This window comes from Pseudomonas sp. P110(2024), from assembly GCF_057480795.1.
Genome location: NZ_JBLIYT010000007.1, coordinates 259,476 through 283,650 on the forward strand (window position 1 = coordinate 259,476; position 24,175 = coordinate 283,650).

24 protein-coding genes and 1 tRNA gene are annotated in these 24,175 nt (G+C 65.2%); 13 read left to right on the top strand and 12 right to left on the bottom strand.

Annotation, left to right across the window (positions count from 1 at the left end):
- Window positions 1-38: 38 nt before the first annotated feature.
- The gene (locus tag AC25ND_RS13590) at window positions 39-257 is read right to left on the bottom strand and encodes a DUF1127 domain-containing protein (protein ID WP_062361634.1); all 219 of its coding nucleotides are present in this window, start codon (window positions 255-257) and stop codon (window positions 39-41) included.
- A gap of 96 nt (window positions 258-353) precedes the next feature.
- Between AC25ND_RS13590 and AC25ND_RS13595 the strand changes: the two genes are divergently transcribed.
- Complete coding sequence (locus tag AC25ND_RS13595; protein WP_069017542.1) at window positions 354-1,205, top strand: LysR substrate-binding domain-containing protein; 852 nt, start codon at window positions 354-356, stop codon at window positions 1,203-1,205.
- Between the two features lie 151 nt (window positions 1,206-1,356).
- Here the strand turns inward: AC25ND_RS13595 and AC25ND_RS13600 are convergent, their stop codons facing one another.
- Window positions 1,357-2,106, bottom strand: coding sequence for a sulfite exporter TauE/SafE family protein (locus tag AC25ND_RS13600; protein WP_186597654.1), 750 nt, complete (start codon window positions 2,104-2,106; stop codon window positions 1,357-1,359).
- A 117-nt stretch (window positions 2,107-2,223) separates the two neighbouring features.
- On the opposite strand from AC25ND_RS13600, the gene AC25ND_RS13605 reads away from it, so the two are divergent.
- From AC25ND_RS13605 to AC25ND_RS13615, 3 genes are all read left to right on the top strand, one after another.
- Entirely contained in the window at window positions 2,224-3,180 is a 957-nt protein-coding gene (locus AC25ND_RS13605) for a LysR family transcriptional regulator (protein ID WP_069017510.1), read from the top strand.
- Window positions 3,181-3,235: 55 nt separating this feature from the next.
- On the top strand, window positions 3,236-3,691 hold the full coding sequence (locus tag AC25ND_RS13610) for a MarR family winged helix-turn-helix transcriptional regulator (RefSeq protein WP_062361615.1): 456 nt from the start codon (window positions 3,236-3,238) through the stop codon (window positions 3,689-3,691).
- Window positions 3,692-3,821: 130 nt separating this feature from the next.
- Complete coding sequence (locus AC25ND_RS13615) at window positions 3,822-4,250, top strand: organic hydroperoxide resistance protein (protein WP_486976389.1); 429 nt, start codon at window positions 3,822-3,824, stop codon at window positions 4,248-4,250.
- A gap of 100 nt (window positions 4,251-4,350) precedes the next feature.
- Here the strand turns inward: AC25ND_RS13615 and efp are convergent, their stop codons facing one another.
- Together efp and earP are read right to left on the bottom strand one after the other, a co-directional pair.
- Window positions 4,351-4,920, bottom strand: coding sequence for an elongation factor P (efp, locus tag AC25ND_RS13620; RefSeq protein WP_062573262.1), 570 nt, complete (start codon window positions 4,918-4,920; stop codon window positions 4,351-4,353).
- 48 nt (window positions 4,921-4,968) lie between these two features.
- Window positions 4,969-6,102, bottom strand: coding sequence for an elongation factor P maturation arginine rhamnosyltransferase EarP (gene earP / locus AC25ND_RS13625; RefSeq protein ID WP_084941794.1), 1,134 nt, complete (start codon window positions 6,100-6,102; stop codon window positions 4,969-4,971).
- Window positions 6,103-6,237: 135 nt separating this feature from the next.
- Here earP and AC25ND_RS13630 point away from each other — a divergent pair, with 135 nt between their 5' ends.
- Window positions 6,238-6,636: a hypothetical protein gene (locus tag AC25ND_RS13630; protein ID WP_028691739.1), complete on the top strand. Its 399-nt coding sequence runs from the start codon at window positions 6,238-6,240 to the stop codon at window positions 6,634-6,636.
- 2 nt (window positions 6,637-6,638) lie between these two features.
- Window positions 6,639-7,121 (top strand): GreA/GreB family elongation factor, encoded by a 483-nt coding sequence (locus tag AC25ND_RS13635; protein ID WP_028691740.1) that lies wholly within the window; start codon window positions 6,639-6,641, stop codon window positions 7,119-7,121.
- A gap of 21 nt (window positions 7,122-7,142) precedes the next feature.
- Here AC25ND_RS13635 and AC25ND_RS13640 read toward each other — a convergent pair whose 3' ends face one another.
- Window positions 7,143-8,084 carry a LysR family transcriptional regulator gene (locus tag AC25ND_RS13640; protein WP_062361610.1) on the bottom strand — a complete coding sequence of 314 codons (942 nt, stop codon included), beginning with the start codon at window positions 8,082-8,084 and terminating at the stop codon, window positions 7,143-7,145.
- Window positions 8,085-8,200: 116 nt separating this feature from the next.
- Here AC25ND_RS13640 and AC25ND_RS13645 point away from each other — a divergent pair, with 116 nt between their 5' ends.
- Complete coding sequence (locus AC25ND_RS13645) at window positions 8,201-8,950, top strand: 3-oxoacyl-ACP reductase family protein (protein WP_028691742.1); 750 nt, start codon at window positions 8,201-8,203, stop codon at window positions 8,948-8,950.
- Window positions 8,951-9,024: 74 nt separating this feature from the next.
- On the opposite strand, the gene AC25ND_RS13650 is transcribed toward AC25ND_RS13645, so the two are convergent.
- Window positions 9,025-9,903: a LysR family transcriptional regulator gene (locus AC25ND_RS13650; RefSeq protein WP_186597656.1), complete on the bottom strand. Its 879-nt coding sequence runs from the start codon at window positions 9,901-9,903 to the stop codon at window positions 9,025-9,027.
- Between the two features lie 108 nt (window positions 9,904-10,011).
- On the opposite strand from AC25ND_RS13650, the gene AC25ND_RS13655 reads away from it, so the two are divergent.
- Window positions 10,012-11,199, top strand: coding sequence for an MFS transporter (locus AC25ND_RS13655; protein ID WP_186597658.1), 1,188 nt, complete (start codon window positions 10,012-10,014; stop codon window positions 11,197-11,199).
- Between the two features lie 97 nt (window positions 11,200-11,296).
- Here the strand turns inward: AC25ND_RS13655 and AC25ND_RS13660 are convergent, their stop codons facing one another.
- The 5 genes from AC25ND_RS13660 to AC25ND_RS13680 form a co-directional block, all read right to left on the bottom strand.
- The gene (locus tag AC25ND_RS13660) at window positions 11,297-12,649 is read right to left on the bottom strand and encodes a TolC family outer membrane protein (RefSeq protein ID WP_028691745.1); all 1,353 of its coding nucleotides are present in this window, start codon (window positions 12,647-12,649) and stop codon (window positions 11,297-11,299) included.
- A 10-nt stretch (window positions 12,650-12,659) separates the two neighbouring features.
- Window positions 12,660-13,952 (bottom strand): HlyD family type I secretion periplasmic adaptor subunit, encoded by a 1,293-nt coding sequence (locus AC25ND_RS13665; protein ID WP_028691746.1) that lies wholly within the window; start codon window positions 13,950-13,952, stop codon window positions 12,660-12,662.
- On the bottom strand, window positions 13,949-15,670 hold the full coding sequence (locus AC25ND_RS13670; RefSeq protein ID WP_062361602.1) for a type I secretion system permease/ATPase: 1,722 nt from the start codon (window positions 15,668-15,670) through the stop codon (window positions 13,949-13,951). Before AC25ND_RS13670 ends, AC25ND_RS13665 begins: the two co-directional genes overlap by 4 nt.
- Window positions 15,671-15,714: 44 nt before the next feature.
- Window positions 15,715-16,080 (bottom strand): AprI/Inh family metalloprotease inhibitor, encoded by a 366-nt coding sequence (locus tag AC25ND_RS13675; protein ID WP_232108913.1) that lies wholly within the window; start codon window positions 16,078-16,080, stop codon window positions 15,715-15,717.
- A 66-nt stretch (window positions 16,081-16,146) separates the two neighbouring features.
- Entirely contained in the window at window positions 16,147-17,604 is a 1,458-nt protein-coding gene (locus AC25ND_RS13680) for a serralysin family metalloprotease (RefSeq protein WP_028691749.1), read from the bottom strand.
- 440 nt (window positions 17,605-18,044) lie between these two features.
- Here AC25ND_RS13680 and AC25ND_RS13685 point away from each other — a divergent pair, with 440 nt between their 5' ends.
- From AC25ND_RS13685 to AC25ND_RS13695, 3 genes are all read left to right on the top strand, one after another.
- The gene (locus tag AC25ND_RS13685) at window positions 18,045-18,422 is read left to right on the top strand and encodes a hypothetical protein (protein ID WP_028691750.1); all 378 of its coding nucleotides are present in this window, start codon (window positions 18,045-18,047) and stop codon (window positions 18,420-18,422) included.
- 261 nt (window positions 18,423-18,683) lie between these two features.
- Window positions 18,684-20,831 carry a TonB-dependent siderophore receptor gene (locus AC25ND_RS13690; RefSeq protein ID WP_186597660.1) on the top strand — a complete coding sequence of 716 codons (2,148 nt, stop codon included), beginning with the start codon at window positions 18,684-18,686 and terminating at the stop codon, window positions 20,829-20,831.
- Window positions 20,832-21,029: 198 nt separating this feature from the next.
- Window positions 21,030-22,055, top strand: a complete 1,026-nt coding sequence (locus tag AC25ND_RS13695) for a hypothetical protein (RefSeq protein ID WP_062361594.1) — start codon at window positions 21,030-21,032, stop codon at window positions 22,053-22,055.
- 111 nt (window positions 22,056-22,166) lie between these two features.
- Here AC25ND_RS13695 and AC25ND_RS13700 read toward each other — a convergent pair.
- Window positions 22,167-22,256, bottom strand: a tRNA-Ser gene (locus AC25ND_RS13700).
- Window positions 22,257-22,546: 290 nt separating this feature from the next.
- On the opposite strand from AC25ND_RS13700, the gene AC25ND_RS13705 reads away from it, so the two are divergent.
- Together AC25ND_RS13705 and AC25ND_RS13710 are read left to right on the top strand one after the other, a co-directional pair.
- Entirely contained in the window at window positions 22,547-23,236 is a 690-nt protein-coding gene (locus AC25ND_RS13705; RefSeq protein WP_062361592.1) for a crotonase/enoyl-CoA hydratase family protein, read from the top strand.
- A gap of 189 nt (window positions 23,237-23,425) precedes the next feature.
- Entirely contained in the window at window positions 23,426-24,145 is a 720-nt protein-coding gene (locus AC25ND_RS13710; RefSeq protein ID WP_028691753.1) for a lysophospholipid acyltransferase family protein, read from the top strand.
- Window positions 24,146-24,175: the final 30 nt, after the last annotated feature.

The following is a 24,175-nucleotide window of genomic DNA, read 5'->3' on the forward strand; positions in this document are numbered from 1 at the left end:
AATCGCCGGACAGGTTTGTCCGGCGATTGTAGCCCTCTTCATTTACGCAGCGGGTCTTCCCAGAAATGCCGGTCGGCCTCCTGCTGGATATCGGCCCGCGACAACCCCAGGTCGTGCAGCGTGGCATCGCTCAGGCGCGCCAGTTCATCGCGCTGGCGGTGCAGTTCGTACCAGCGCAGCAGCCGCCCGCCGACATCGTGCAACAGGTGGCCGAGGGTAGACCCAGGCTGGTGAGCAACGTTGAAATGACCTTTCATCTTGACGCCCTCCGTGTGGATGGCTCCAGTCTCTGCCCAGGCCTAAGATCAATCCAACGAATGTTTCTGATGCCATGCATCTCGGAGATTGATGCCATGTCCCAGTATCAGAGTCTCGACGCGGACGTGCTGCGCACCTTCGTCGCCATCGCCGAGCAAGGCGGCTTCACCCGCGCCGGCGAGGTGGTCAACCGCACCCAGTCGGCGGTGAGCATGCAGATGAAGCGCCTGGAAGAGGACATCCTGCAGCGCCAGCTGTTCGAGCGTGACGGCCGCCAGGTGCGCCTCACCGCCGAGGGCCAGGTCCTGCTGGGCTATGCCCGGCGTATCCTCAAGCTGCACGGCGAGGTGTTCAACACCCTGCGCATGCCGCACATGGTCGGCGTGGTGCGCATCGGCACCCCGGACGACTACGCCATGCGCTACCTGCCGGGCATCCTCACCCGTTTCGCCCAGGCGTACCCGCTGATCCATGTCGAGGTGCACTGCGATTCGTCCAAGCAGTTGATGCTGCGCCAGGACCTGGACCTGACCATCGTCACCCGCGAGCCGGGCAACGAAGTTGGCCAGCTGCTGCGCCAGGAGCGCCTGGTGTGGGCCGCGGCCAAAGGCTTCTGCCCCCACGAGCAGCGGCCGATGCCGCTGGCGCTGTTCAACACCGACTGCTTCTGCCGCGCCTGGACCTGCAATGCCCTGGAGCGCGAGGGCATCGAGTACCGCATCGCCTACACCAGCCCGAGCCTGGCGGCGATCTTCGCCATCGTGCATGCCGGGCTGGCGGTGACCGCGCAGCTGCAGAGCCTGATCGGTGGCGACCTGCGCATCCTCGGCGCGGACGACGGCCTGCCGCAGTTGCACATGGCCAATGTGATGCTGCTGCGCAACGACCAGCAGCATTCGCCGATCACCGACTGCATGGCCGAGTACATCGTCGAAGGGTTCAAATGAAGGATGGGATCCGGGGGCCGCTTTGCGGCCCTTTCCGACCGGTCCGACGCCTCGGCAAGGCCGCTCCCACAGAGGTACGCGATCTTCTGTGGGAGCGGCCTTGCCGAGGCGTCGGACCGGTCGGAAAGGGCTGCGCAGAAGCCCCTACATACTAAAGCTCGAACCCAAGCATCACCGCACACACCACCAAAAACCCGCAGAAAAGCGTGCGCAAGACCTTCTCCGGCAACGCATGGGCCAGCTTCACTCCCCAACTGATGCTCAGCAACCCACCCACGGCCAGCGGAACGCCGATGCCCCAGTCGACACTCTGGTGCACCCCGTAGGTCAACAGTGTCACCATGGTGCTCGGCGCCGCCAATGCCAGCGACAGCCCCTGGGCCACCACCTGGGTAGTGCCGAACACCGAGGTCAGGATCGGCGTGGCCACCACCGCCCCGCCCACGCCGAACAGCCCGCCCATGGTCCCGGCGAAGCTGCCCAGCACGCCCAGCCAGGGCCACGGATAACGCAGCTGGTTGCTCGGCGGTCGCACCGGCAGGAACATCCGTGCCACGTTCCAGATCGCCAGCGCCACCAGAAAACCGACGAAGTACAGGCGCATCGACTGGGCATCGATGCCCACCGCCCAGATCGACCCCAGCCAGGCGAACACGAAGCTGCACAGCGACAACGGCACAGCATGGCGCAGCTCGATGCGGTTGCGCTGGTGGTAGCGCCACAGCGCCAGCAGCACGTTGGGCACCACCATCACCAGGGCGGTGCCCTGGGCCAACTGCTGGTCAAGGCCGAACAGCACGCCCAGCACCGGAATGGCGATCAACCCGCCGCCGATGCCGAACAGCCCACCCAAGGTGCCGAGCGCGGCCCCCAGCACGATATACATCACCCACTCGATCATCAGCGCCTCATCCGCCTGCTTTCAGAGAATGAGGGCATGCTAGCCAGTCACGGCTGGCGGGGAAACGCATAGCAGCGCACAATGGCTTTGCGCATTTCGCACAAGCACCGAGCCGCCATGAGCCCCGACATCCTCACCGAACAACTCAGCCTGTTCCTCGACGTGCTGGAAACCGGCAGTTTCTCCGCCGCCGCCCGGCGCCACCCATTGACGCCCTCCGCCGTGGCGCGGCGCATCGACAGCCTGGAAAGCGCGGTTGGCAGCCGCCTGTTCTCGCGCAGCACCCACGCCGTGCGCCCGACGCCGGCCGGCAACGCCTTCGCCGAGCGGGCCCGGCGCATCATCGAGGAGCTGCGCCTGGCGCGCGCCGAGGCGGTTTCATTGAGCAATGCCCCGGAAGGCTTGATCCGCATCGACGCACCAGCCGCCTTCGGCCGTCGCCACCTGGCCCCGGCCATCGCCGACTTCCTGGTGGCCTATCCCGGGCTCGACGTGCAGCTGCGCCTGATCGACAGCTTCGTCGACCTGCACGGCAGCCACCTGGGCGAGGTGGACCTGGTGCTGCGCGCCGGCCCCCTTGCCGACACCCGCCTGGTGGCCACGCCCTTGGCCTACATGGTGCGCATCGCCTGTGCCAGCCCCGGGTACCTGGCCAGCCGCGGGGTGCCGGCCTGCCCCAGCGAGCTACCCGGGCACGACGGCCTCGACTGGGACGGACTGGCTCCGCCGTTCGCCTGGCGCTTCGCGGTCGACGGCCAGACCCGCCTGTACCGCCCGGCGCGCATGCGCATGGCCGCCAACAACGCCGAGACCCTGCTGTTCGGCGCCCTGGCCGGCTTGGGCGTCGCACACCTACCCACCTGGCTGATCAGCGACTACCTGCTGCGCGGCGAACTGCTCCCGCTGTTCTGCGACAACGGCCTGCCGGAGCCCGAGACCAGCGGCATTTATGCCCTGCGTCTGGAACATGAAACGAACTCTCGCAGCCGCTTGCTGCTCGAATTCCTCAAGAGCCGTTTCAGCCCGGTGCCGCCCTGGGACCTGGCGCTGAGAAGCGAGCTGCGCTGGCAATGAGCGCACCAAGCTTTGGCGTGCTAGATTTTAACCCTTACCGATTCCAAGGACCTGCATGAACGCCGACACCCAAGCCCCCTGCGACGCGCTGCTGCTGGACAACCAGGTCTGCTTCGCCCTGCACTCGACCTCGTTGCTGATGACCAAGGTCTACAAGCCCCTGCTGCAGGCACTGGGCCTGACCTACCCGCAATACCTGGCCATGCTGGTCTTGTGGGAACAGGACGGCCTGACCGTGGGCGAGATCAGCCAGCGCCTGCTCACCGACCCCGGTTCGCTGACACCGCTGCTCAAGCGCCTGGAAAGCGAGGGTCTGCTCAAGCGCAGCCGCAGCCGTGAGGATGAACGGGTGGTGCTGGTGCAACTGACCGACCAGGGCCGCGCCCTGCAGGCCGAGGCCCAGCGCGTGCCGCAGTGCATCCTGCAGGCCAGCGGCCACAGCGCCGAGCAGCTACGCAAGCTGCAGGCCGACCTGGTCGCCCTGCGTGCGCAGCTGCAAGAAAACCTCTGACGTCTAAGCTGTGAGATGGCTGTTCGGATGAATGGTCGATTATTTAGCTTGCGCACTAAATAATTGCGCGCTAAATTAAATTCATACCCACTCAGCGCCGACGGCGCGCAGCACTCAAGCGAGGCTCAAGATGCAAAAGGTCACTCCGCTGTACATCGCAGAAGCCACCTCCACCGGTGGTCGTGATGGCAAATCCCGCTCCAGCGACGGCAAGCTGGAAGTCAAGCTGAGCACCCCCAAGGAACTGGGTGGCGCAGGCGGTGACGGCACCAACCCCGAGCAGATGTTCGCCGCCGGCTACTCGGCCTGCTTCATTGGCGCGCTGAAGTTCGTCGCCGGCCAGGAGATAAAGGCCCTGCCTGCGGATGCGTCGATCACCGCCAACGTCGGCATCGGCCAGATCCCGGGCGGTTTCGGCCTGGACATCGACCTGCACATCAACCTGCCGGGCCTGGCCCAGGCCGACGCCGAAGGGCTGGTGGAAAAGGCGCACAAGGTCTGCCCTTACTCCAACGCCACCCGCGGCAATGTGGATGTGCGGTTGCATGTGACTGTCTGAGGACGCCGCTGCGACTTGCCCCGCGATGAAGGCGGCACGGTTCCACAGGCACAAAAAAACCCGGCCGAGGCCGGGTTTTTCGTGCTCATCGCAAGAAGGATTACTTCTTGGAACGGCCCTTGAAGGAGCCATCGCGAGTGTCGATGTCGATCATCTCGTCGATTTCGATGAAGTCGGCAACTTGTACTTCGGTACCGTTGGCCAGCTTGGCAGGCTTCATGACCTTGCCCGAGGTGTCGCCGCGAGCAGCGTTCTCGGTGTAGACGACCTGACGGCTGATGGTGGTCGGCAGTTCTACCGAAACCACTTTCTCTTCGTACATGGTCAGGGCGCAGACGTCCTGCATGCCTTCTTCGATGTACGGCAGAACGGCGTCGATGTCCTCGGCGTTCAGTTCGTACATGGTGTAGTCGGTGGTGTCCATGAAGGTGTACGCATCACCACTGATGAAGGACAGGGTCACTTCCTTGCGGTCGAGGATCACGTCGTCCAGTTTGTCGTCGGCGAAGTAGACGGTTTCGGTCTTGTAGCCGGTCAACAGGTTCTTCAGCTTGGTCTTCATGATCGCGCTGTTGCGACCGGACTTGGTGAACTCGGCTTTCTGGACCAGCCACGGGTCGTTGTCGATCCGCAGTACGGTACCGGGTTTCAGCTCTTTACCAGTTTTCATTACGCAATATCCGAATCTGGATGGATTTATAAAAATCGAGGCCGCGTATCATAGCGAATTTCGGTAAAACTGTACCAGCGTCGTGGCAAGGTCCGGCCGAGCGGCCTGAACCGCACACCATTGGTCGGCATGCCGTTGCAGCTCCGGCAAGTGCCGCAGCACCCCGCGCCAGGCCGCGCCCATGTCGCGGTCCATGTTCCAGGCCCGCCACAATTCCACCAGTACGTCGCCCGCCGCCTCCGACAGGCCCTGGCGATAATGCGCCAGGAACGCCTCGAGTTTTTCCCAATGGGCGTTCTCATCCTGTACGTAGATGTGCCAGAGCAGCGGCTTGCCCGCCCACTGCGCACGGACGAACGAGTCCTCGCCGCGCACGGCGTTGAAATCGCAGCACCAGAGCAGGCGATCGTAGTCGTCCTGGCTGACGAACGGCAGTACCTGCAACGTCAACGCGCCCTGCTGGCGGACATCGCCTACGCCGAAGCCGGGTTCGCCCAGCCAGGCGCGCAGATCGGCCAGGATGCGCCCCTCGGGCACCAGCAGATGGCTGGGCACGTCGTCCTGGGCCATGGCATCGAGCCAACTCCCCAACTGGCCGTTTTCATAGGCGAACAGTGAAATCAGCCGCGTGCCGGGCTGCGCGTGCACGCCGAGCCCGGCGAGGAAAGCCTGGCGCGTGGCCGAGTCGCCCAGCAGCGCGTCACGCCGCGCCAGCAACGGGCCTTCGCGCAGCAGCCCGCCGGTGCCCTCGGTGAACCCTGGAAAGAAGAACACCGTGCGCAGGCCATTGCCCTGGGGCGAGGTCAGGCCATGGCAACCTTCGACCCAGTCCTCGGCGCTGAGGTACTCGAGGTTCAACCACAGCGCGCGCGGCTGGCGCGTGGCCAGGGCCTCAACATAGGCCGGTGGCAGGCGGCAGCCGAAGGCGCCGATCACCACGTCGGCGGGCGCCAGCGCCTGCCAGTCCGCCGGCCAGTGGCGCACTTCCACGCCCTGCTGCCATTGCTGCGCGGCGCCGCCATCGGCTTCGGGACACAGGCGCACGAAAGCCTGCAGGTCGTCCACCCACAGGCGCACCGCCAGGTCGTGCTCGGCCACCAGCTGGCGCGCCAGGCGCCAGGTGACGCCAATGTCGCCATAGTTGTCGACGACCGTGCAGAAGATGTCCCAGGTGGTTTTCATCGCCACGTTCCGTTACCTGCGAAAAAAGACCGCGGATTTTGCGGATATTTGCCCGCCAGCAAAAGCGCGGCGCTGAAAAAACCTGTCGCGCCATGCGAGAATGGCCCCCACTAACCTGCCTGCCAGGAGGCCGCCATGCCCCGCCCCCGCGAATTGAAGATCACCCTCAGCCCCGTGCAACTGGTGCTGTGCGTCGCCCTGGGCCTGTGGCTCGGCGCCGTGGCCATCGCCCTGAGCCTGTGGCTGGCCTTGCGCCTGTGGCCGGCACAGGTGCAGCCGCTGGTCGAGGCCGCCGTCCCCGCCGTGGTCCAGCCTGCGCCTGCTAGCGCGCCAGCACAACCGGCCGACGCCCAGGCGCAGATGTTCGAGCACTACAAAGAGATCCTGCACAAGCAGGAACTGCAACAGGCCGCCGAGGCTGCCCAAGGCAACCCGCGCAACCTCAACAGCCCCAAGTGCCAGTTCTGGCTGCAGCAGAACCGCACAGCGCCGACCGACAAGAGCCAGGCCAACGTGCTGGAGTTCTGCTACTGACCATGGACAAGGCCAGCCTGCTGCAACGCATCATCGCCACCCTCGAGCACGACATGGAGGTGCTGCGTCGCGCCGCCCAGACCGCCTACGAGGCCGCCACCGCCGAAGAGAACATCGCCGAGAACAAGTACGACACCCTGGGGCTTGAGGCGTCGTACCTGGCCACCGGGCAGGCGCGGCGCACGGCCGAGATCCGCCAGGCGTTGCTGACCTACCAGCAGTTGGCGCTGCGCGACTACGACCCGGCGCGGGGGATCCAGATCGGTTGCCTGGTGACCCTGGAAGACGAGGCGGGCCAGCGGCGCCGGCTGTTCCTCGGGCCGGAAGGGGCCGGCCTGAAGATTGGCGAGGGGGATGGGCTGGTAACGGTGATCACGCCGCGCGCACCACTGGGGCAGCAACTGCTCGGCAAGCGGGTGGATGATGAAGTGAGCCTGGTGGTGTCCGCAGTGGCGCAGGTGCAGTTCATCATCGAGATCACCTGAGCCAGCGCGATCGCGGGGCCATCAATGACCCCGCAGCGCATCGAACCGCCCCGCCAGCCCCCGCTCGGCGAACTGCTCCACCACGAAATCGATGAAGGCCCGGGTCTTGCCCGGCAACAGCTTGCGCTCGGCGTAGTACAGGCTGATATGTCCATCGTCCACGTACCAGTCCGGCAATACCCGGCTCAGGCGCCCTTCGGTCAGGTAGGGCAAGGCGAACGGCAGGCTGACCAGGGCGATGCCCAGGCCTTGCTCGGCCACCGCGCAGGCGGCGTCCGAATCGCTCATGGTCAGGCGCTGGGGCAGTTGCAGCGGCTGTTGCTCCTGCCAGCGACTGGTCAGCGGCCAGCTGCGCACCCGGCCGGTCTGCGGCGAGCGGATAAGGATGCCGGCGCACGCCTGCAACTGCTCCGGGCGACTCAGTGGTCCGTGCTGTTGCAGGTAGCCCGGCGAAGCGACCAGCACCCGGTGCGCCGGGGTCAGCTTGCGTGCCACCACCCCGGGTGGCAGTTCGAAGCCACCACCGATGGCGGCATCGAAGCCCTGGCCAATCAGGTCGACCTGGCGGTTGTCGAAGTGCCAGTCCGCGGTCACCGCCGGAAAACGGGCGAGGAACTCACCTAAAAGCGGCAACACGTACAGGCGCCCGAATACCGTGCCCATGCTGACGCGCAGCACGCCCGACGGATGCCCTTCGCAGTTGGCGAGGTTGGCCACGGCATATTGGATGGTGCGGAAACTCTCGCTCACCTCGGCCAGAAAGCGCTGCCCGGCCTCGGTCAGGGTCAGCTTGCGCGTGCTGCGCAGGAACAGGCGCACGCCGAGCCGCGCCTCGAGCTGGGCGACGTTCTTGCCGACCGCCGCCGGGGTGAGCGACAGGCGCCTGGCCGCCTCGGCAAAGCTGCCGACTTCGGCGCTGCGAATAAAGCATTCCAGGCTACTGAACGATTCCACCACGGCCATTATCAACTCCTGGTTTATTCTAAGTAACTCGATTGCCATCTTATCAACAGGTAATCGAGCGCGGATACTGCGTCCATCCCAAGGCATCCGGCCTTGCTTCACCGCAGGAGATCAGCATGTCCCAAACACTTCCCCTCACCGGCAAGGTGGCCCTGGTCCAGGGCGGTTCACGCGGTATCGGCGCGGCCATTGTCCGGCGCCTGGCCCGCGACGGCGCCAAGGTCGCCTTCACCTATGTCAGTTCCAGCGCCAGCGCCGAGGCCCTGGCCGGTGAAATCAACAACGCCGGCGGCCAGGCCCTGGCCCTGCGCGCCGACAGCGCCGATATCCAGGCTGTGCAACAGGCCGTCGCCGACACCGCCAAGGCCTTCGGCGGCCTCGATATCCTGGTCAACAATGCCGGCGTCCTGGCGGTGGCGCCGGTGGCCGAGTTCGACCTGGCCGACTTCGACCGCCTGCTGGCAATCAACGTGCGTAGCGTGTTCGTGGCCACCCAGGCGGCGGTGAAACACATGGGCAAGGGTGGGCGGATCATCAACATCGGCAGCACCAACGCCGAGCGCATGCCGTTCGCCGGCGGCGCCCCCTATGCCATGAGCAAGTCAGCACTGGTCGGCCTGACCAAGGGCCTGGCCCGGGACCTGGGGCCGCAGGGGATCACCGTCAACAATGTGCAGCCGGGGCCGGTGGACACCGACATGAACCCGGCCAGCGGCGAGTTCGCCGAGAGCCTGATTCCGTTGATGGCCATCGGGCGCTACGGACAGGCGGATGAGATCGCCAGTTTCGTGGCTTACCTGGCGGGGCCTGAAGCAGGGTATATCACCGGGGCGAGCCTGCTGGCCGATGGAGGGTTCGCGGCCTGATTCGCGATCCCTGGTTACCCAGATCGCGCAAGGAGCAGCGTTGCAAGCACCGCCAATGTCGAAGCGATCAGACATCAGATGGCGAGGAGGCTCTGCTCCATGACATCGAGAAAAGCCCGCGCCGCAGGCGTGGGGCTCGACGACCAGACCGCATAAAGATGCCGCACCGGCGCATCCACCAGCGATACCGTGGCCACGCCCTGAAAACCCCGGGCGATACGCTCGGGCACCAACCCCAGCGCCATCCCGCGCTGGACGAACTTTTCCACCAGGCGAATATGGCCGATCTCGAACTGCACCCGATGCCGCAACCCCGCCGCCTGGAACGCCTCGTCGGTCTGCCGACGCGCCCCGGTACCCTCGGGAAAGTCCACCAGCACCTCATCGGCCAGATCGGCCAGGGCCAGCTGCGCCCTGCCCGCCAGCCGGTGGCCGGGCGGCAACACCGCCACCAGCTCCTCCCGCGCCAGCAGGCGATGCTGCACGCCATGCAGCGTTTCGCCCTGCCACAGGCCGATGAAGCCCACATCCAGGCGCCGTTCGCAGACATCCGCCACCAGCAACTCGCTCTTGGCGGTCAACCAGCGCACGTTTACATCCGGATAACGCTCATGGAACACCGCCAGCAGATCGACCAGGTCCAGCGCGGTGAGCGAACTGATCTCACCGATCGACAGACGCCCACGCACCTGCCCGCAGGCGGCGGCCACATCCTCGGCCACCCGCCGCGCCGCCGCCACCGCCGGTCGGGCGCTGAGCACGAAGGCCTCGCCGGCCGGGGTCAGGCGCACGCGCCGCGAACTGCGCTCGAACAGGCTCACCCCCAGTTGTGCCTCCAACCGCGCCACCTGGTGGCTGAGGGCCGACTGCACCACGTGGCAGCGCTCGGCGGCGCGGGTGAAGCTGCCGGTGTCGGCCACGGCCAGGGCGTATTCGAGCTGCTTGAGGTTCATCGAACTATCTGCTTTCAAGATGGATAAGTTGAAAACTATACATTGGTGTCATGCCAGACACTTCCTGATACTTGTCGCCACACACCCTTGCCTGCAACGAGACTATCCATGACCGCCCCGACTCTTGGACGCGCCCTGATCCTGCTGATGGCCACCGCCACCGGCCTGGCCGTGGCCAGCAACTACTATGCCCAACCGCTGCTGCACAGCATCGCCCAACAATTCGGCCTGAGCACCGCCAGCGCCGGCACCATCGTCATCGCCGCCCAGCTCAGCTACGGCGCCGGGCTGCTGTTGCTGGCGCCGCTGGGCGACCTGTTCGAGCAGCGCCGGCTGATCGTCACCATGGTGCTGGTCGCTACCGCCGGGCTGGTGATCAGCGCCTGCGCGCCGAGCCTGCCTTGGCTGCTGTTGGGCACCGCGCTGACCGGGCTGTTCTCGGTGGTGGCCCAGGTGCTGGTGCCCATGGCCGCCGCCCTCAGTGCCCCGGAGCAGCGTGGGCGCGCCGTGGGCACGCTGATGAGCGGGCTGTTGCTGGGCATCCTGCTGGCGCGCACCGCCGCCGGCTTCATGGCCGAACTGGGCGGCTGGCGCAGCATCTACGTGCTGGCGGCGGTGCTGATGGCGATCAGCGCCCTCGCCCTGTACCGCAGCCTGCCGCGACACCACAGCCACGCGGGGCTCAAGTACCCGGCGCTGATCGGCTCGGTGTTCCGTCTGTTCGTCGAGGAGCCGGTGCTGCGCCTGCGTTCGCTGCTGGGGTTGCTGGCCTTCAGCCTGTTCGCGCTGTTCTGGACGCCGCTGGCGTTCCTGCTGAGCAATGCGCCCTACCACTACTCCGACGCGGTGATCGGCCTGTTCGGCCTGGCCGGCGCGATCGGCGCGCTGGCGGCCAACTGGGCCGGGCGCCTGGCCGATCGCGGCAAGGGCCCGCTGGGCACTACCGTGGGGCTGGTAGCACTGCTGCTGTCGTGGGTGCCGCTGGGCTTCGCGCAGCAGTCTCTGGTGGCGTTGCTGGTGGGGGTGCTGCTGCTCGACCTGGCGGTGCAGCTGGTGCATGTGAGCAACCAGAACGCGGTGATCGTGCTGCGGCCGGAGGCGCGTACACGGCTCAATGCCGGGTACATCACCTGCTACTTCATAGGCGGGGCGCTGGGGTCGTTGCTGGGGACGCAGCTGTTCGAGGTGCGTGGGTGGGATGGGATCGTGGTGGCCGGGCTGGTGATCGGGGCGCTGGCGCTGGTGGTGTGGGGGTTGGCTGAGCGCAAGCGCGGGAAGCTGGTCGTGGCCGCCTGAATGCCCGGCCCCTCTGTGGGAGCGGCCTTGCCGACCGGTCCGACGCCTCGGCAAGGCCGCTCCCACAGGGATTTGTGCATGACCTGGAGCCTTGGGCTCAGCCTGACTTGCCCTCGATGAACGCTTCATCCACCCGCGCCAGTTGCGTCTCGCTCAGCACCCCGGCCTGGTAATGCAGCTTGATCCACGCCAGCAGGTAGTCGTAACGCGCCTGGGCCAGGTCGCGGCGGGTAGTGGCCAGCTGCTGCTCGGCGTTGAGCACATCCAGGTTGACCCGCTCGCCGCCCTGCACGCTCTTGCGGGTGGACACCACCAGCGCCTCGGCCGCCACCAGCGCCCGCTCGTAGGCGCGCAGGCGGCTGGCGCCGGACTCGCAGGCGTTGTACTGCTTGCGCAGCTCGATCAACGCGCTGCGGGTGTTGCCGTCGAGCTCATACTCGGCCTGCTCTAGATGCCGGCTGGCCTGGCGAGTCGAGGCCAGCACCCCGCCCCCGGCGAAGATCGGCACGCTGACTTCGATACCCACGGTGTTGGTGTCGTAGCGCTGGTTGTAGGTGTTACCGCTGTCCGACTCCTGGCGCCGCGAGGTGGCGAAGGCAGTCACCTTGGGCAGGTGCCCGGCACGGTTGCGCTCGACCTCATACCGCGCCACTTCCAGCGCCTGGCGCGACGAGGCCAGTTGCGGGTTGTTGGCCAGGGCCCGCTCCTGCCACGCCTCGTAGCCGCTGGGATCGACCACCGGCAGGGCGAAGCCCAGGCGCAGCGGCGCCAGGTCTTCTACCCGCACCGCCGGCTCGCCGATCAGCGCCCCCAGCTCGCGCAGCGCGGCATCCTGCTCGTTGCGCGCCTTGATCTCCTCGGCATCGGCCAGCTCATAGCGGGCCTGGGCCTCGAGAATGTCGGTGCGGGTGCCTTCGCCGGCGTCGAACAGGCGCTGGTTCTGCTGGAACTGCTGGCGGTAGGCCTGCTTGCTGGCCACGCTGATGGCGATCTGGTCCTGGGCGAACAGGGCCTGGGTGTAGCTGGTCATCACCCGCACCAGCAACTGCTGGCTCTGGTCGCGGAAGCTTTCGTCGGCGAACAGCGCCTGGGCCACGCCCTTGCGATAGCTCGAATAGGCTTCGTAGTCGAACAGCGGCTGCTGAAGGATGAAGGTCGAGCCCATGCTGTTGTAAGTACGGTCCTCCTTCTGCCGACGCGAATCGCCGAGATAACGCACCTCGGAGTCGTTGCGCCCCTTGTTGTAGCTGTACGACAGGCTGGGCAGCAGGCCGGCGCGACCGATGGCGCGGTATTCCTGGCCGGCCTCGCGAGCCTTGAACGCCGCGAGGTAGGTCGGGTCGCGACGCAGGGCCTGCTCGTACACCTGGAACGGCCCCATGGCCGCCTGGACGGCGGTCGGCAGCCAGACACAGGCCAGCAGCAGCCCGATCAGTGGGAACTTCTTCACTGGGCGGTCCTTATTGTTCGGTCAAGGCGGTGCCTGCACGGTCGAGCAGGGGTTTGAACAGGTAGTTGAGCAGCGAGCGCTCGCCGGTGCGCACGAACAGCTCGGCGGGCATGCCCGGGCGGATCGCCAGTCCCTGCAGACGCGCCAGCGCTTCTTCGCTGACGGTGCTGCGCAGCACGTAGTACGGCTGGCCGCTGCGCTCGTCGATCAGCTGGTCGGCCGACACCAGCGCCACCTCCCCGGTCACCCGTGGCGTGCGGTTCTGGTTGAACGCGGTGAACAGGATGTCCACCGGCAGCTGCGGCGCTACCTTGTCCACCAGGTTCACCGGCAGGCGCCCTTCGACTTCCAGCGCGGTGCCCTGGGGCACGATTTCCAGCAGGGTGTCGCCAGCCCGCACCACGGCGCCCTCGGTATGCACGCCGAGGTTGACCGCCACGCCGTCCGCCGGCGCCAGGATCTCACTGTGCTGCAACTCGAAGTGCGCGGAATTGAGCTGCTGCTCCAGGGTCGCGGCCTTGACCTGGGCTTCGGCAAGCTGGGTGCGCACTTCTTTCTGATACTCCTCACGGCGCTGCTGCAGATTGAGCCGGGCCTCGACGATCACCTGCTCCAGGCGCGCGCTCTCGCCGGCGTTCTGCGCCAGGTCGCGCTGCACCTGCGACAGCTGGCGCTGGTACTCGAGCACACGGTTGCGCGGGATATAGCCGTCGCCGGCCAACGGGCGCAGGCTGTCGAGCTGCTCGCGCAACGAATCGGCCTGTGCCTGCAGGTCGCTGCGCGCGCGGCGCATGCCGGTCAGCTGGGCCTGGGAGCCGTCAATGCTGGCGGCCAAGGCGCCCTGCTCGCGGGCCTGGGCCTGGCGGCGGCTGTCGAACAGCTGGCGCTGGCCTTCGACAATCAACGCCAGGCGGGCATCGGAATCTTCCAGCAACTCAGCGGGAAACTGCACCTGCCCCAGGTTGTCGCGCTCGCTCTGCCAGCGCGCCAGGGCGGCGCGGGTCATGCGGTACTGGGCCTGCAGCGCATCGACATCGGCTTGCACCTGGGTGCGGTCGAGGCGGAACAGCGGCTCGCCCTGGCGCACCAGCTGGCCTTCGCTGACCAGAATGCGGCTGACCACGCCGGCCGCCATCGACTGCACCGCCTTGCGCTTGCCCGACACCACCACGGTGCCCTGCACCGGCACGCCCTGGTCGAGCGGGGCGAGACTGGCCCAGGCCATGAAACCGCCGAAACCGACCAGGGTCAGCAGCCACCCCAGGCGAACATGGAAACGTGCATCACGGGTGTGCTGGCTCATGCGCCACCTCCGGCTTGCAGCGGGCGTTGCGCCGGGGCCTGGCCCATGGCATGGAGGATGTCGCGGGCCGGGCCGAAGCCCTGCATGCGCCCTTCGTTCATTACCAGCAGCTTGTCGGCTTGTGCCAGCGCCGCGCTGCGGTGGGTCACCAGCACCACGGTGCGGCCCTGGGCCTTGAGCTGGACAATGGCACTGGCCAGCGCGGCCTCGCCGTGGCTGTCGAGGTTGGAGTTGGGTTCATCGAGCACGATCAACCGAGCATCGCCGTACAGGGCGCGGGCCAGGGCGATACGCTGCTTCTGACCACCGGAAAGGTCGACCCCCTCCTCGCCCAGGCGTGTGTCGTAGCCCTGGGGCAAGCGCAGGATCAGATCATGTACGCCCGCCAGGCGGGCCGCCTCGACCACCTTGACGCCGTCCAGCTCGCCGAAGCGGGCGATGTTCTCGGCGATGCTGCCGCGCAACAGTTCGATGTTCTGCGGCAGGTAGCCGATATGCGGGCCCAAGGCATCACGATCCCACTGGCTGAGCTCGGCGCCGTCGAGGCGCACATGGCCGCTGATGGTCGGCCACACACCGACCAGCACCTTGGCCAGGGTCGACTTGCCCGAGCCCGAAGCGCCCAGCACGCCGAGCAATTCACCCGGCGCCAGGGCGAAGTTCACCTGCTGCAGGGTGGCCAGGTTGCGCCCAGGCGGGCCGGCGCTGACCTGCTCCACGGCCAGTTGCCCGGTGGGCACCGGCAGCGGCATCGGCGTCGGCGGCTCGGGGTGCTCGCGCAGCAGGACGTCCAGGCGCTGGTAGGCCAGCTGCGCGCCACTCCACTGCTTCCATACCGCGATCAGCTGGTCGATCGGGGCGAGCACACGGCCCATCAGGATGGAACCGGCGATCATCATGCCCGGGGTCATCTGCCCCTCGATCACCAGCAGTGCGCCCAGCCCCAGCACCAGCGATTGCAGGCACAGGCGCAGGCCCTTGCTGGTGGCGGTGATCACCGCCGAGGTGTCGCTGGCCTTGTTCTGCAGGTCGAGGAAGCGCCCGTGCAAGGTGTACCAGCGCTGGCGCAAGGCGCCGAGCATGCCCATGGCCTGGATGCTCTCGGCGCTTTGCAGCTGGCTGCCGGCCAGTTGCGTCGACTGCTGCTGGAAGCCACTGGCCTCGGCCAGGGTGGCGTGGGTGAGGCGTTCGTTGAGGATCGCCAGGGCGATCAGCAACAGCGCGCCGACCGTGGCCATCACCCCCAGCCAGACGTTGAAGGCGAAGATCACTGCCAGGTAGATGGGAAACCAGGGCGCATCGAAGAAGGCGAACAGCGCGGGGCCGGTAATGAACTGGCGCAGCTGGGTCAGATCGCCCAGGGCCTGCCCGGCGGCGCCGTCACGCTGGCGCAAATTGCGCTCGAAGGCCGCGCGGTAGACCTTCAAGTTGAAACTTTTCTCCAACTGGTTGCCCACGCGGATGACAATGAAACTGCGGATTGCTTCAAGCCCGCCTATATAAACGAAGAAACCGACCACCATCAGCGTCAACACCCACAAAGTTGTGGTGTTCTGCGAACTCAGTACACGGTCGTACACTTGAAGCATATAGATAGACGGCACCAGCATGAGCAAGTTTATCAATGCCGTGAAACAGCCCACGCTGATCAAGGTCGACTTATGTTCGCCGAGTGCCGCCCACAAAGGCGTCCCGGGCTTTTTGCTCGGTAGTTTCATGTTTCGCCCTGGCTCAACTGGAACTTTTTAGTTCCAGGCTGGGATTATTTGTCGAGGCGCTCAAGCACCAGTTGCTTGCCGTCCGGGGTGGTCCAGGCGTAACGCTGGGCGCCTTCGCGACTGAAGTGCACCACGCTGCTGCCGTCACCGCCCACCAGGGCCAGGGTGTCGGGGGTCACCAGCCAACTGCCGGGGCGCAGGCCTATCAGCCCCTTGGCACACTCCAGATCACCTTCGATTTCGCCTTCCGTGGCGCCAAGACGCAGGTCGCAAGCCTGGGCCTGCTGCTGTTCGGGGTAAAGCTGCCAACGGCCGGCCAGTTGCGCGGCGTTGGGGAGTAACAGGCTGCTCGCCATGACTACCTCGGTCATCGACACCATGGGGATCGCGGCCAGCGCGATCGTTCTCAAGTTTGCTTTCATTGGTTCGCCTCACCGGCAAAAAGGGGCGACGCGCAGGCGCCACCCCCTGTTGCATCAGACCACGATGTCGGTGACAGCGGCCTGGCCAACGGTGGTCACCAGGAAGTCAGCCGAGCTGTTTCCGGTGAAGTCGATGGCCAGGCTGCCCAGGTTGGTGGCCTGGTCGTAGGTCAGCAGCGCCTCGCCGGCATGACCGGTAAAGGCGTTGACGAACTGCAGCGGCAGCTTGTTCACGGCGAACGCGGAGATGGCCGACAGGTCGATCTTGTCCACGCCCGAAGTGAAGTCCATGATGCGATCCGGCGCCGCCTTGGTGGAGTCGCTGACGGCCGCGAACACGAAGGTGTCCGAGCCGCTGCCGCCCCACAGCTGGTCGGCACCGCCGCCGCCGTAGATGATGTCGTTGCCGGCACCACCCTTGAGCACGTTGGCCAGCGCGTTGCCGATCAGCAGGTCGTTGCCCGAGCCGCCGATGGCGTTTTCGATGGTCACGCCCTTGGCGATGGAGACGTTGCCGACCATGCCGCCGACGTCGGAGAACGATGCTTCGTTGAGGTTGATCTTCTGGTTCTGGGTGAACCCGGAGAAGTCGAAGGTGTCGTTGCCGCCACCGTCCCACACCGAGAACACCAGCTTCGACGAGGCCGAGGTGGCCGAGTAGAAGTCGCGATCAGCGGTGGAGTTGAAGCCGTAGGTGGTGTCGCTGGCACGGGTGGCGTAGTTGGCGCCGTAGAGCTTCTGGATCGCCAGGATGTCGTCCATCAACGGGGCCGAGGCGTAGTACTGACCGCCGCCCTTGATGAAATTCTGCCCGTTGTTGCTCTCGCTCCAGTAGCTCATGACGCTGTAGCCACGGGTATCCTGGGCATAGTCGGCGTCACGGTAGGTCGGGTTACCCTCGCCGGCGTTGTAGTCGCCGGGGTGGGACAGGCCCAGTACGTGGCCGATCTCGTGGGTCAGGGTCTGACGACCGTAGTTACCGGTACCCGGGTTGATGTTGACCTGGTAGCCGCTGTTGATCAGGTACCAGGACTCCCCTTTGTGCGAGCCAGGCCCGTCGAACGGCAGGTAGGCGAATGCCGCGCCGCCGTTGCTGGCGCTGAAGTTGCCGAAGGTCATGTGACCGTCGCCGCCCGATGCCGCCTCGGTGAAGGTGACCTTGGCCACGTCAGCCCAGGACTGCATGGACAGCTTGGCCTGTTGCTTCTGCAGGTCGCTGAACTGGCTGAAGGAGCCCAGTCCGCGGCTGTAGAAGTCCGACGGTGCCTTGGTCAGGAAGGTGTAGGTGAGGCTGATCGTGCCGTCCTTGTTCAGGTCTTTCCAGGCAGCGCCGTCACGCAGGATGTGATCGGCGGCCTGGTCGGCCGTGAAGGACTTCTTGCCATTGATGTTCGCGCCGCCGCGGTCGTACTGGTGGGCAAAGCTGTCGATCAGGCCGAAGGACGAACTTGGCCCCTTCGGTTGCAGTGCGGAAACGGCGGAAACAATGGCGTTTTCTTTGACTTTCGACATGCAGATTACTTCCTTGTGTACAAAAAAGCAGTTGATGTCCGACAGGGTTCTCCCACCGGGCGAGAACTTCCTGTCACTCGCCTTTATGAGGCGCAAAAAAACTGACACACATTGAAACTTAATGTCCAGCGTTTTTTGACGCCATTTTTTCGTTTTCGAAAATTAACTGTGCCGCACTAATTTGCGCAAACTGCGATGGATCAACGGCGCCAGCGATAAGCATTAGTTACAGTCATGACCCATGGCAGTTATAGACAACGGTTCGAAGTTTACTTTCGAAAATGCGACTTTCACTTGTTGAGCGCCGCCGCTCGCTCGTCTATGCGCTTTACTGCGCGACAACCCGCCACACGACCCTCCGTCGCCTGCTCGTTGACTTGCCGGCGTGGCAAGCGCTCAGTAGGCGTTGGTCAACGACCCCTTCCTGACAGGACGACACAATGACAAGACTCACGGTGCAATCCGGCGATTTCTTGCAAGGTGAAGGCGAGTATCGCAATGGAGCGCTCACACTCAAGACCCCGCGCAGCCCCTCGCCCGGCGAGCGCATTTCGCTGGCGCGGATCGAGGATCTGAAGCTGGCCAACCTCGAATCGACCCGTAGCCTCGGTAGCGCCCTTGGCTGGGGCGTGGCCGGCGCCCTGGTGGCCGGCCCGGTCGGCCTGCTGGCCGGTCTGCTGCTGGGCGGCAAGGAGGAGGAAGTCACCTTCCTCGCCACCTTCAAGGATGGCCGCAAGCTGCTGGCCATCACCGACGGCAAGACCTGGTCGAAGATCGACGACAGCTGGCGCCGGCACCAGCGGCCGGCGGCGGCTTGAATCGACAGCGACTTAGCTCGTATTGACTGTACTGGCGTCATCGTCGGCAAGCCGGCCCCCACAGCAGATGCGCATGCCCGAAGACTGATGCGGGACTGTGGGAGCGGGCTCGATCCGCGATAGCGCCTGCATCGCAATCGCCTCCGGCCTCCCCATCCTCTGCCCCTGAAAGATTGCCCGGCAGCCTGCTACCATGGCGCCCTTTTGCCTGCCCGACAGCTGCCGAGCGATAACGGCGCGTCCTCTTTCAAGGAGCCTTGCATGACCCCGCTTCGCCCCCGCCTGCCCCTTGGCCTGCTCGGCCTGGGCCTTGCCCTGCACAGTGGCCAGGGCCTGGCCGAGGACAGCGTGACCCTCGCCCCGGTGCACATCTTTGAGGTTCAGGACGACACCAGCTACCAGGCACGCGAAGCCCAGGTCGGCGGCCTGCACAGCGCGCCGCTGCTCGACACCCCGGCCTCGGTCAGCGTATTCAGCCGCCAGCTGCTGGACGACCGCCAGGTGCGCAAGCTGAGCGAGGTGCTGCAAAGCGATGCCTCGGTGGGTGAAAGCTACGCGCCCATCGGCTATTACGAGAACTTCAACGTGCGCGGCTTCGAGCTCAACGCCGCCAGCAGTTATCGGATCAACGGCCAGACGATCGCCGGCGAGCAGAACGTGGCACTGGAAAACAAGCAGCAGGTGGAGTTGCTCAAGGGGCTGTCGGGGTTGCAGAGCGGCGTGTCGGAGCCCGGCGGACTGGTCAACTATGTGACCAAGCGGGCCGAGGACGTGCGCACGGTCACAGTCTCGAGCAATGAACAGGGCGAACGCTATCTGGCCACCGACCTAGGCGGCTGGTTTGGCGCCGAGCGCCAGTTCGGCCTGCGGGTCAACCTGGCCCACGAGGACATCCGCTCGTACGTCGACCACGCCGACGGCAAGCGGGATTTCGCCTCCCTGGCGCTCGACTGGCAGATCAACCCGAATGCCGTGCTGGAACTGGACGCCGAGTACCAGCACCGCGAGCAGTATTCGGTACCGGGCTATCAACTGCTCGGCGGCAAGCAGCTACCCCACAACGTCGACCCCAAGGATCACCTGGCCTGGCAGTCCTGGGCCAAGCCGGTGCAGAACGACTCGCTGAACCTGGGCGGGCGCTTCAAGTACCAGTTCAACGACAACTGGAACGGCACCCTGAGCGCTTCGCGGAGCAAGGTGGTGATCGACGACTACAGTGCGTTTGCCTGGGGCAGCGACGGGGGCTGGTCCTCGCATTTCAGCCCAGAGGGCAACTACGACATCTACGATTTCCGCAGCCCCGACGACACCCGCCGCATCGACGAGGCCCAAGCCATGCTCGACGGGCGTTTCAACGCCCTCGGCGTGGGCCACGAACTGACCCTGGGCAGCAGCGCCCAGCGCCGTACGCTCGACCAGCGTCCCAGCTTCAACGAGCTGCTCGATCCACTACGCCCAGGCAACATCTACACCGGCATCCCCGCGCTGGATCCTTCCGACAAACCGCTTGGCCACAGCGAGCGCCGCCTCGACAGCCGCCAGTACGGCCTGTTCTTCAGCGACCGCATCACCTTCAACGAGCACTGGCAGACAGTGGTCGGGGCCCGCGAGGTCCGGCTGGACGAGAAGACCTGGAACGAGAACGGCGTCGCCGGGCGGCATACCCAGCAGTACCAGTTGCTGCCCAATGCGGCACTGATCTACAAGCCGCAGCCCGATACCACGCTCTATGCCAGCTATTCGAAGGGCCTTTCCGCAGGCGGCACTGCGCCCTGGTTCGCCAGCAACGCCGCCGAGATCCTCGCCCCCACCCTGTCGCGCCAGCTCGAAGTCGGCATCAAGCGCGACTGGCAGGGCATGAGCTTCAGCGCGGCACTGTTCCAGATCCGCCAGGCCTACCAATATGCCCGCCCCGACGACACCCCTGCACCGACCTACGTGCAGTCGGGCCAGCAGAAGAACACCGGCCTCGAACTCGGCGCCAGTGGCTGGGTGACCTCCAACCTGCAGATCCAGGCCAGTGCGGCGGCAATCCGCGCCCGCGTGCAGAACAGCGACACCGACGCCTACGAAGGCCACCAGGCGATCAACGTCCCGCGCCTGCGCGCGGCACTGCAGGCCGACTACGCCCTGCCCGTCCCCGGCCTGGCCCTGCTCGGCGGCGCCCGCTACAGCGCCAGCAAGTATGCCGACCACACCGGTGGTGTCGAAGTCGGCGGCTACACCGTGTTCGACATCGGCAGCCGCTACCGCACAACTATCGGCGGCTACGACACCGTACTGCGCCTGACCGTGGACAACGTCTTCGACAAGCGCTATTGGCGTGATGTGGGTGACTACCTGGGCGACAACTACCTGTTCCAGGGGGCACCGCGAACCGCCCGGCTGTCGGCCAGTGTCAGTTTTTGAGCGCTGCGGCGGGCTAGCGGCAAACATAATCCCCCGTTCGCGGTCGAACGGCGCGCAGGCCTCCTCACCTTGCCGCTACCCCCTGCAACACAATCGTCACCACACCAGTTGAAAGCCGTTTGGAGGCTTCAACACGCATATGGCATTATGCCACCCGGTAGGCGCAGAGCCGGATAGGGATATTGGAATTCAGTTTTTATGCAGTCGAATCATCTGTTGTACCTTCTATACGGAAAGAAAACCGCTTACCTGCACGAAGCAAAGTTCAGCATCCTCTCCGCCCTGCGCCACCAAGCCGATCGCGAGAGTTTCAGCATTAGCGTGTTCACCGACCATCCCGAGGCCTTTGCAGGCTGGCCGGTTCATACGCAATTTCTGGACGAGGCGACATTGGCGGACTGGATGGGACCGGCCGGTTACGTTCACCGACGCAAGGCCATGGCGATTCGTCGGGGCATGGAGCTCGCCGAAAAGACCATCTTCGTCGATACCGACACCATCTTCGTGAAAGATCCGGCACTGCTCTTCGACCGCGTCAGCGATGAGCACTTCCTCATGGACCAGTACGAGTTCTGCTGGCAGCACGCGTCGCAGCGCGACGACTACACCGGGCTGGTCGCGGAACTGGCGGCGGGCAAGCGTTCCCCCAGCCCTTCGCTGCGTCTCTACAACAGCGGTATCTGCGGAATGACTCGCCGTCACACCGGACTGCTGGACGAAGCGATCGCCCTGATCGATCAATGGGCACACTTGCATACGCAACTGCACACCATGGAGCAGATCGCCGTTTCCTTCATGCTGGGCGACAAGCAGGTGGTCGAGGCCCGCGACTGCGTGCATCACTACTATTCACAGAAGTCCTATTACCACGCCATGGTGGGGCTGTTCTTCCAGCGTTTCGATGAGCAGTTCAGCCGCGCACTGGTCGAGGTATCGCGGGGAGTGCCCAGCCACATACCACCCCCGAGCCTCAAGCACAGGCTGGGCAACAGATTCAGACTGATTGGCCTGAGCCGAGAACTGCGCAAGGCTGGCCGCTATTACCTGCTAGGCCGCAACCCGAACGATTGCGCCTACCTGAATGCGACCCGCTACGTATTTTGGGGCAAAGCGCTTGAAGCACTGAAAGCCACGCCTTCGACAAAGCGAAAGGCCGAGATAGACAAGCTCTGGGCAAGCGACCGGGAATTTCGGGCATTTGCCGAGCGCCGGCCCCACGGCTAAATCCGACCACTGACTGCTGCGCAAGCCTGCCCAGGCCTGCGCAGCCACAAACCATGCCGTAATAAACAAAAAGCCCCCGAACCTTTCGATTCGGGGGCTTTTCGCAGAATGTGGCGGTGAAGAAGGGATTTGAACCCTTGATACGATTTCTCGTATACACACTTTCCAGGCGTGCTCCTTCGACCACTCGGACACTTCACCGTTTTCTCTTCAAGCTATTCAGCCTGTCGAGGCGCGCTAATTTAGTAGAAGCCTTTTCCTTTGGCAAGCATTTTTTTCAGAATTTTCATGCGCTTAAGCCAACCGACCAAAAAACCGGGCCAATCAGGGCAATGCTGCCATTGTGCCCAGCGCTTTTCCCGCACCTTGCGCCGCTGCCCCGAGGCTACAGGGCGCAAGGACACAGCGCTGACTGACCAGTCAGTCTTGGCGCTTTACCTGACCGGTGTCGCTGGGTAACGTCATCGCCACGCCATCCAAAGGACTCTGCCATGAGCGAGCTGATTACCTACCATGCCGAAGACGGCATCGCCACCCTGACCCTGAACAACGGCAAGGTCAACGCCATCTCCCCGGACGTCATCAAAGCCTTCAACGCCGCGCTCGACCGCGCCGTCGAGGAGCGCGCGGTGGTGATCATCACCGGCCAGCCGGGCATTCTCTCCGGCGGCTACGACCTCAAGGTGATGACCGCCGGCCCCAAGGAGGCCGTCGGCCTGGTCACCGCCGGCTCCACCCTGGCCCGCCGCCTGCTGTCGCACCCGTTCCCGGTGATCGTCGCCTGCCCCGGCAATGCCGTGGCCAAGGGCGCTTTCCTGCTGCTGTCGGGTGACTACCGCATCGGGGTCGAAGGCCCCTACAAGATCTGCCTGAACGAAGTGCAGATCGGCATGACCATGCACCATGCCGGTATCGAACTGGCCCGCGACCGTCTGGGCCGCGCGGCGTTCCAGCGTTCAGTGAACAACGCCGAGATCTTCGACCCACAGGGCGCCCGTGAAGCCGGCTTCCTCGACAAGGTGGTGCCCGCCGAGCAGTTGCAGGAAACCGCCCTGGCCGCGGCCCGCGAACTGAAGAAGCTGAACATGCTGGCGCACAAGAACACCAAGCTGAAAGTGCGCAAGGCACTGCTGGAAGCGCTGGACGAGGCGATCCTGGCGGACCAGAACCACCTGGGCTGATCCCGTCCACAGGCTTTTCTAGATACGCTTTGTGGGAGCGGGCTTGCCCCGCGATGGTATCCGCCTGGCGATCGCATCGCGGGGCAAGCCCGCTCCCACGAGGCCAAAGCCCCATACGCCATAGCAACGTTTGCCCCTGACAGTGCACACCCGTACACTGCGCCGCGACTGTCCGGTGTGAGTCGTACCATGCTTTTTATGCTTCGCATGCTCCTGTTGGCGCTGCACTTCCTGCTCGTGGGTGTCGTCGGTCTGGTGATCGGCCTGCTGCGCCCGTTCAATCCCGACAACAGCCGCCTGTTCGCCCGCCTGTACAGCGTGCCGGCCGCCTGGCTCATGCGCATCAAGGTCAAGGCCGAGGTCGGTCCGTTGTGGGACCAGCCCCCCGGCTGCGTGATCATCGCCAACCACCAGTCCAACTATGACCTGTTCATCCTCGGCCAGGTCGTGCCGCGCCGCACCGTGGCCATCGGCAAGAAGAGCCTGGGCTGGATTCCGCTGTTCGGCCAGCTGTTCTGGTTGGGGGGCAATGTGCTGGTCGACCGCAAGAACGCCTACCAGGCGCGCAAGGCCATGCAGACCACCACCCGGACCCTGCGCGACGACACCTCGATCTGGATCTTTCCGGAAGGCACGCGCAACCCCGGCGAGCAATTGCTGGCGTTCAAGAAGGGCGCTTTCCACATGGCCATCGAGGCCGGTGTGCCGATCGTGCCGGTGTGCGTCAGCCGCTACACCCAGCGCCTGGGCCTGAACAGCTGGCGCCAGCGCACCGTGATCATCCGCTCGCTGGCACCGATCGCCACCGCGGGCCTGACCCAGCAGGACTTGCCCGCACTGATCGAGCAATGCCGCAGCCAGATGCAACACTGCATCGACCATATGGAAAGCGAAGTCACCACGCCCTGACCTGCGTGCGGACTTGCCCCGCACCGCTAC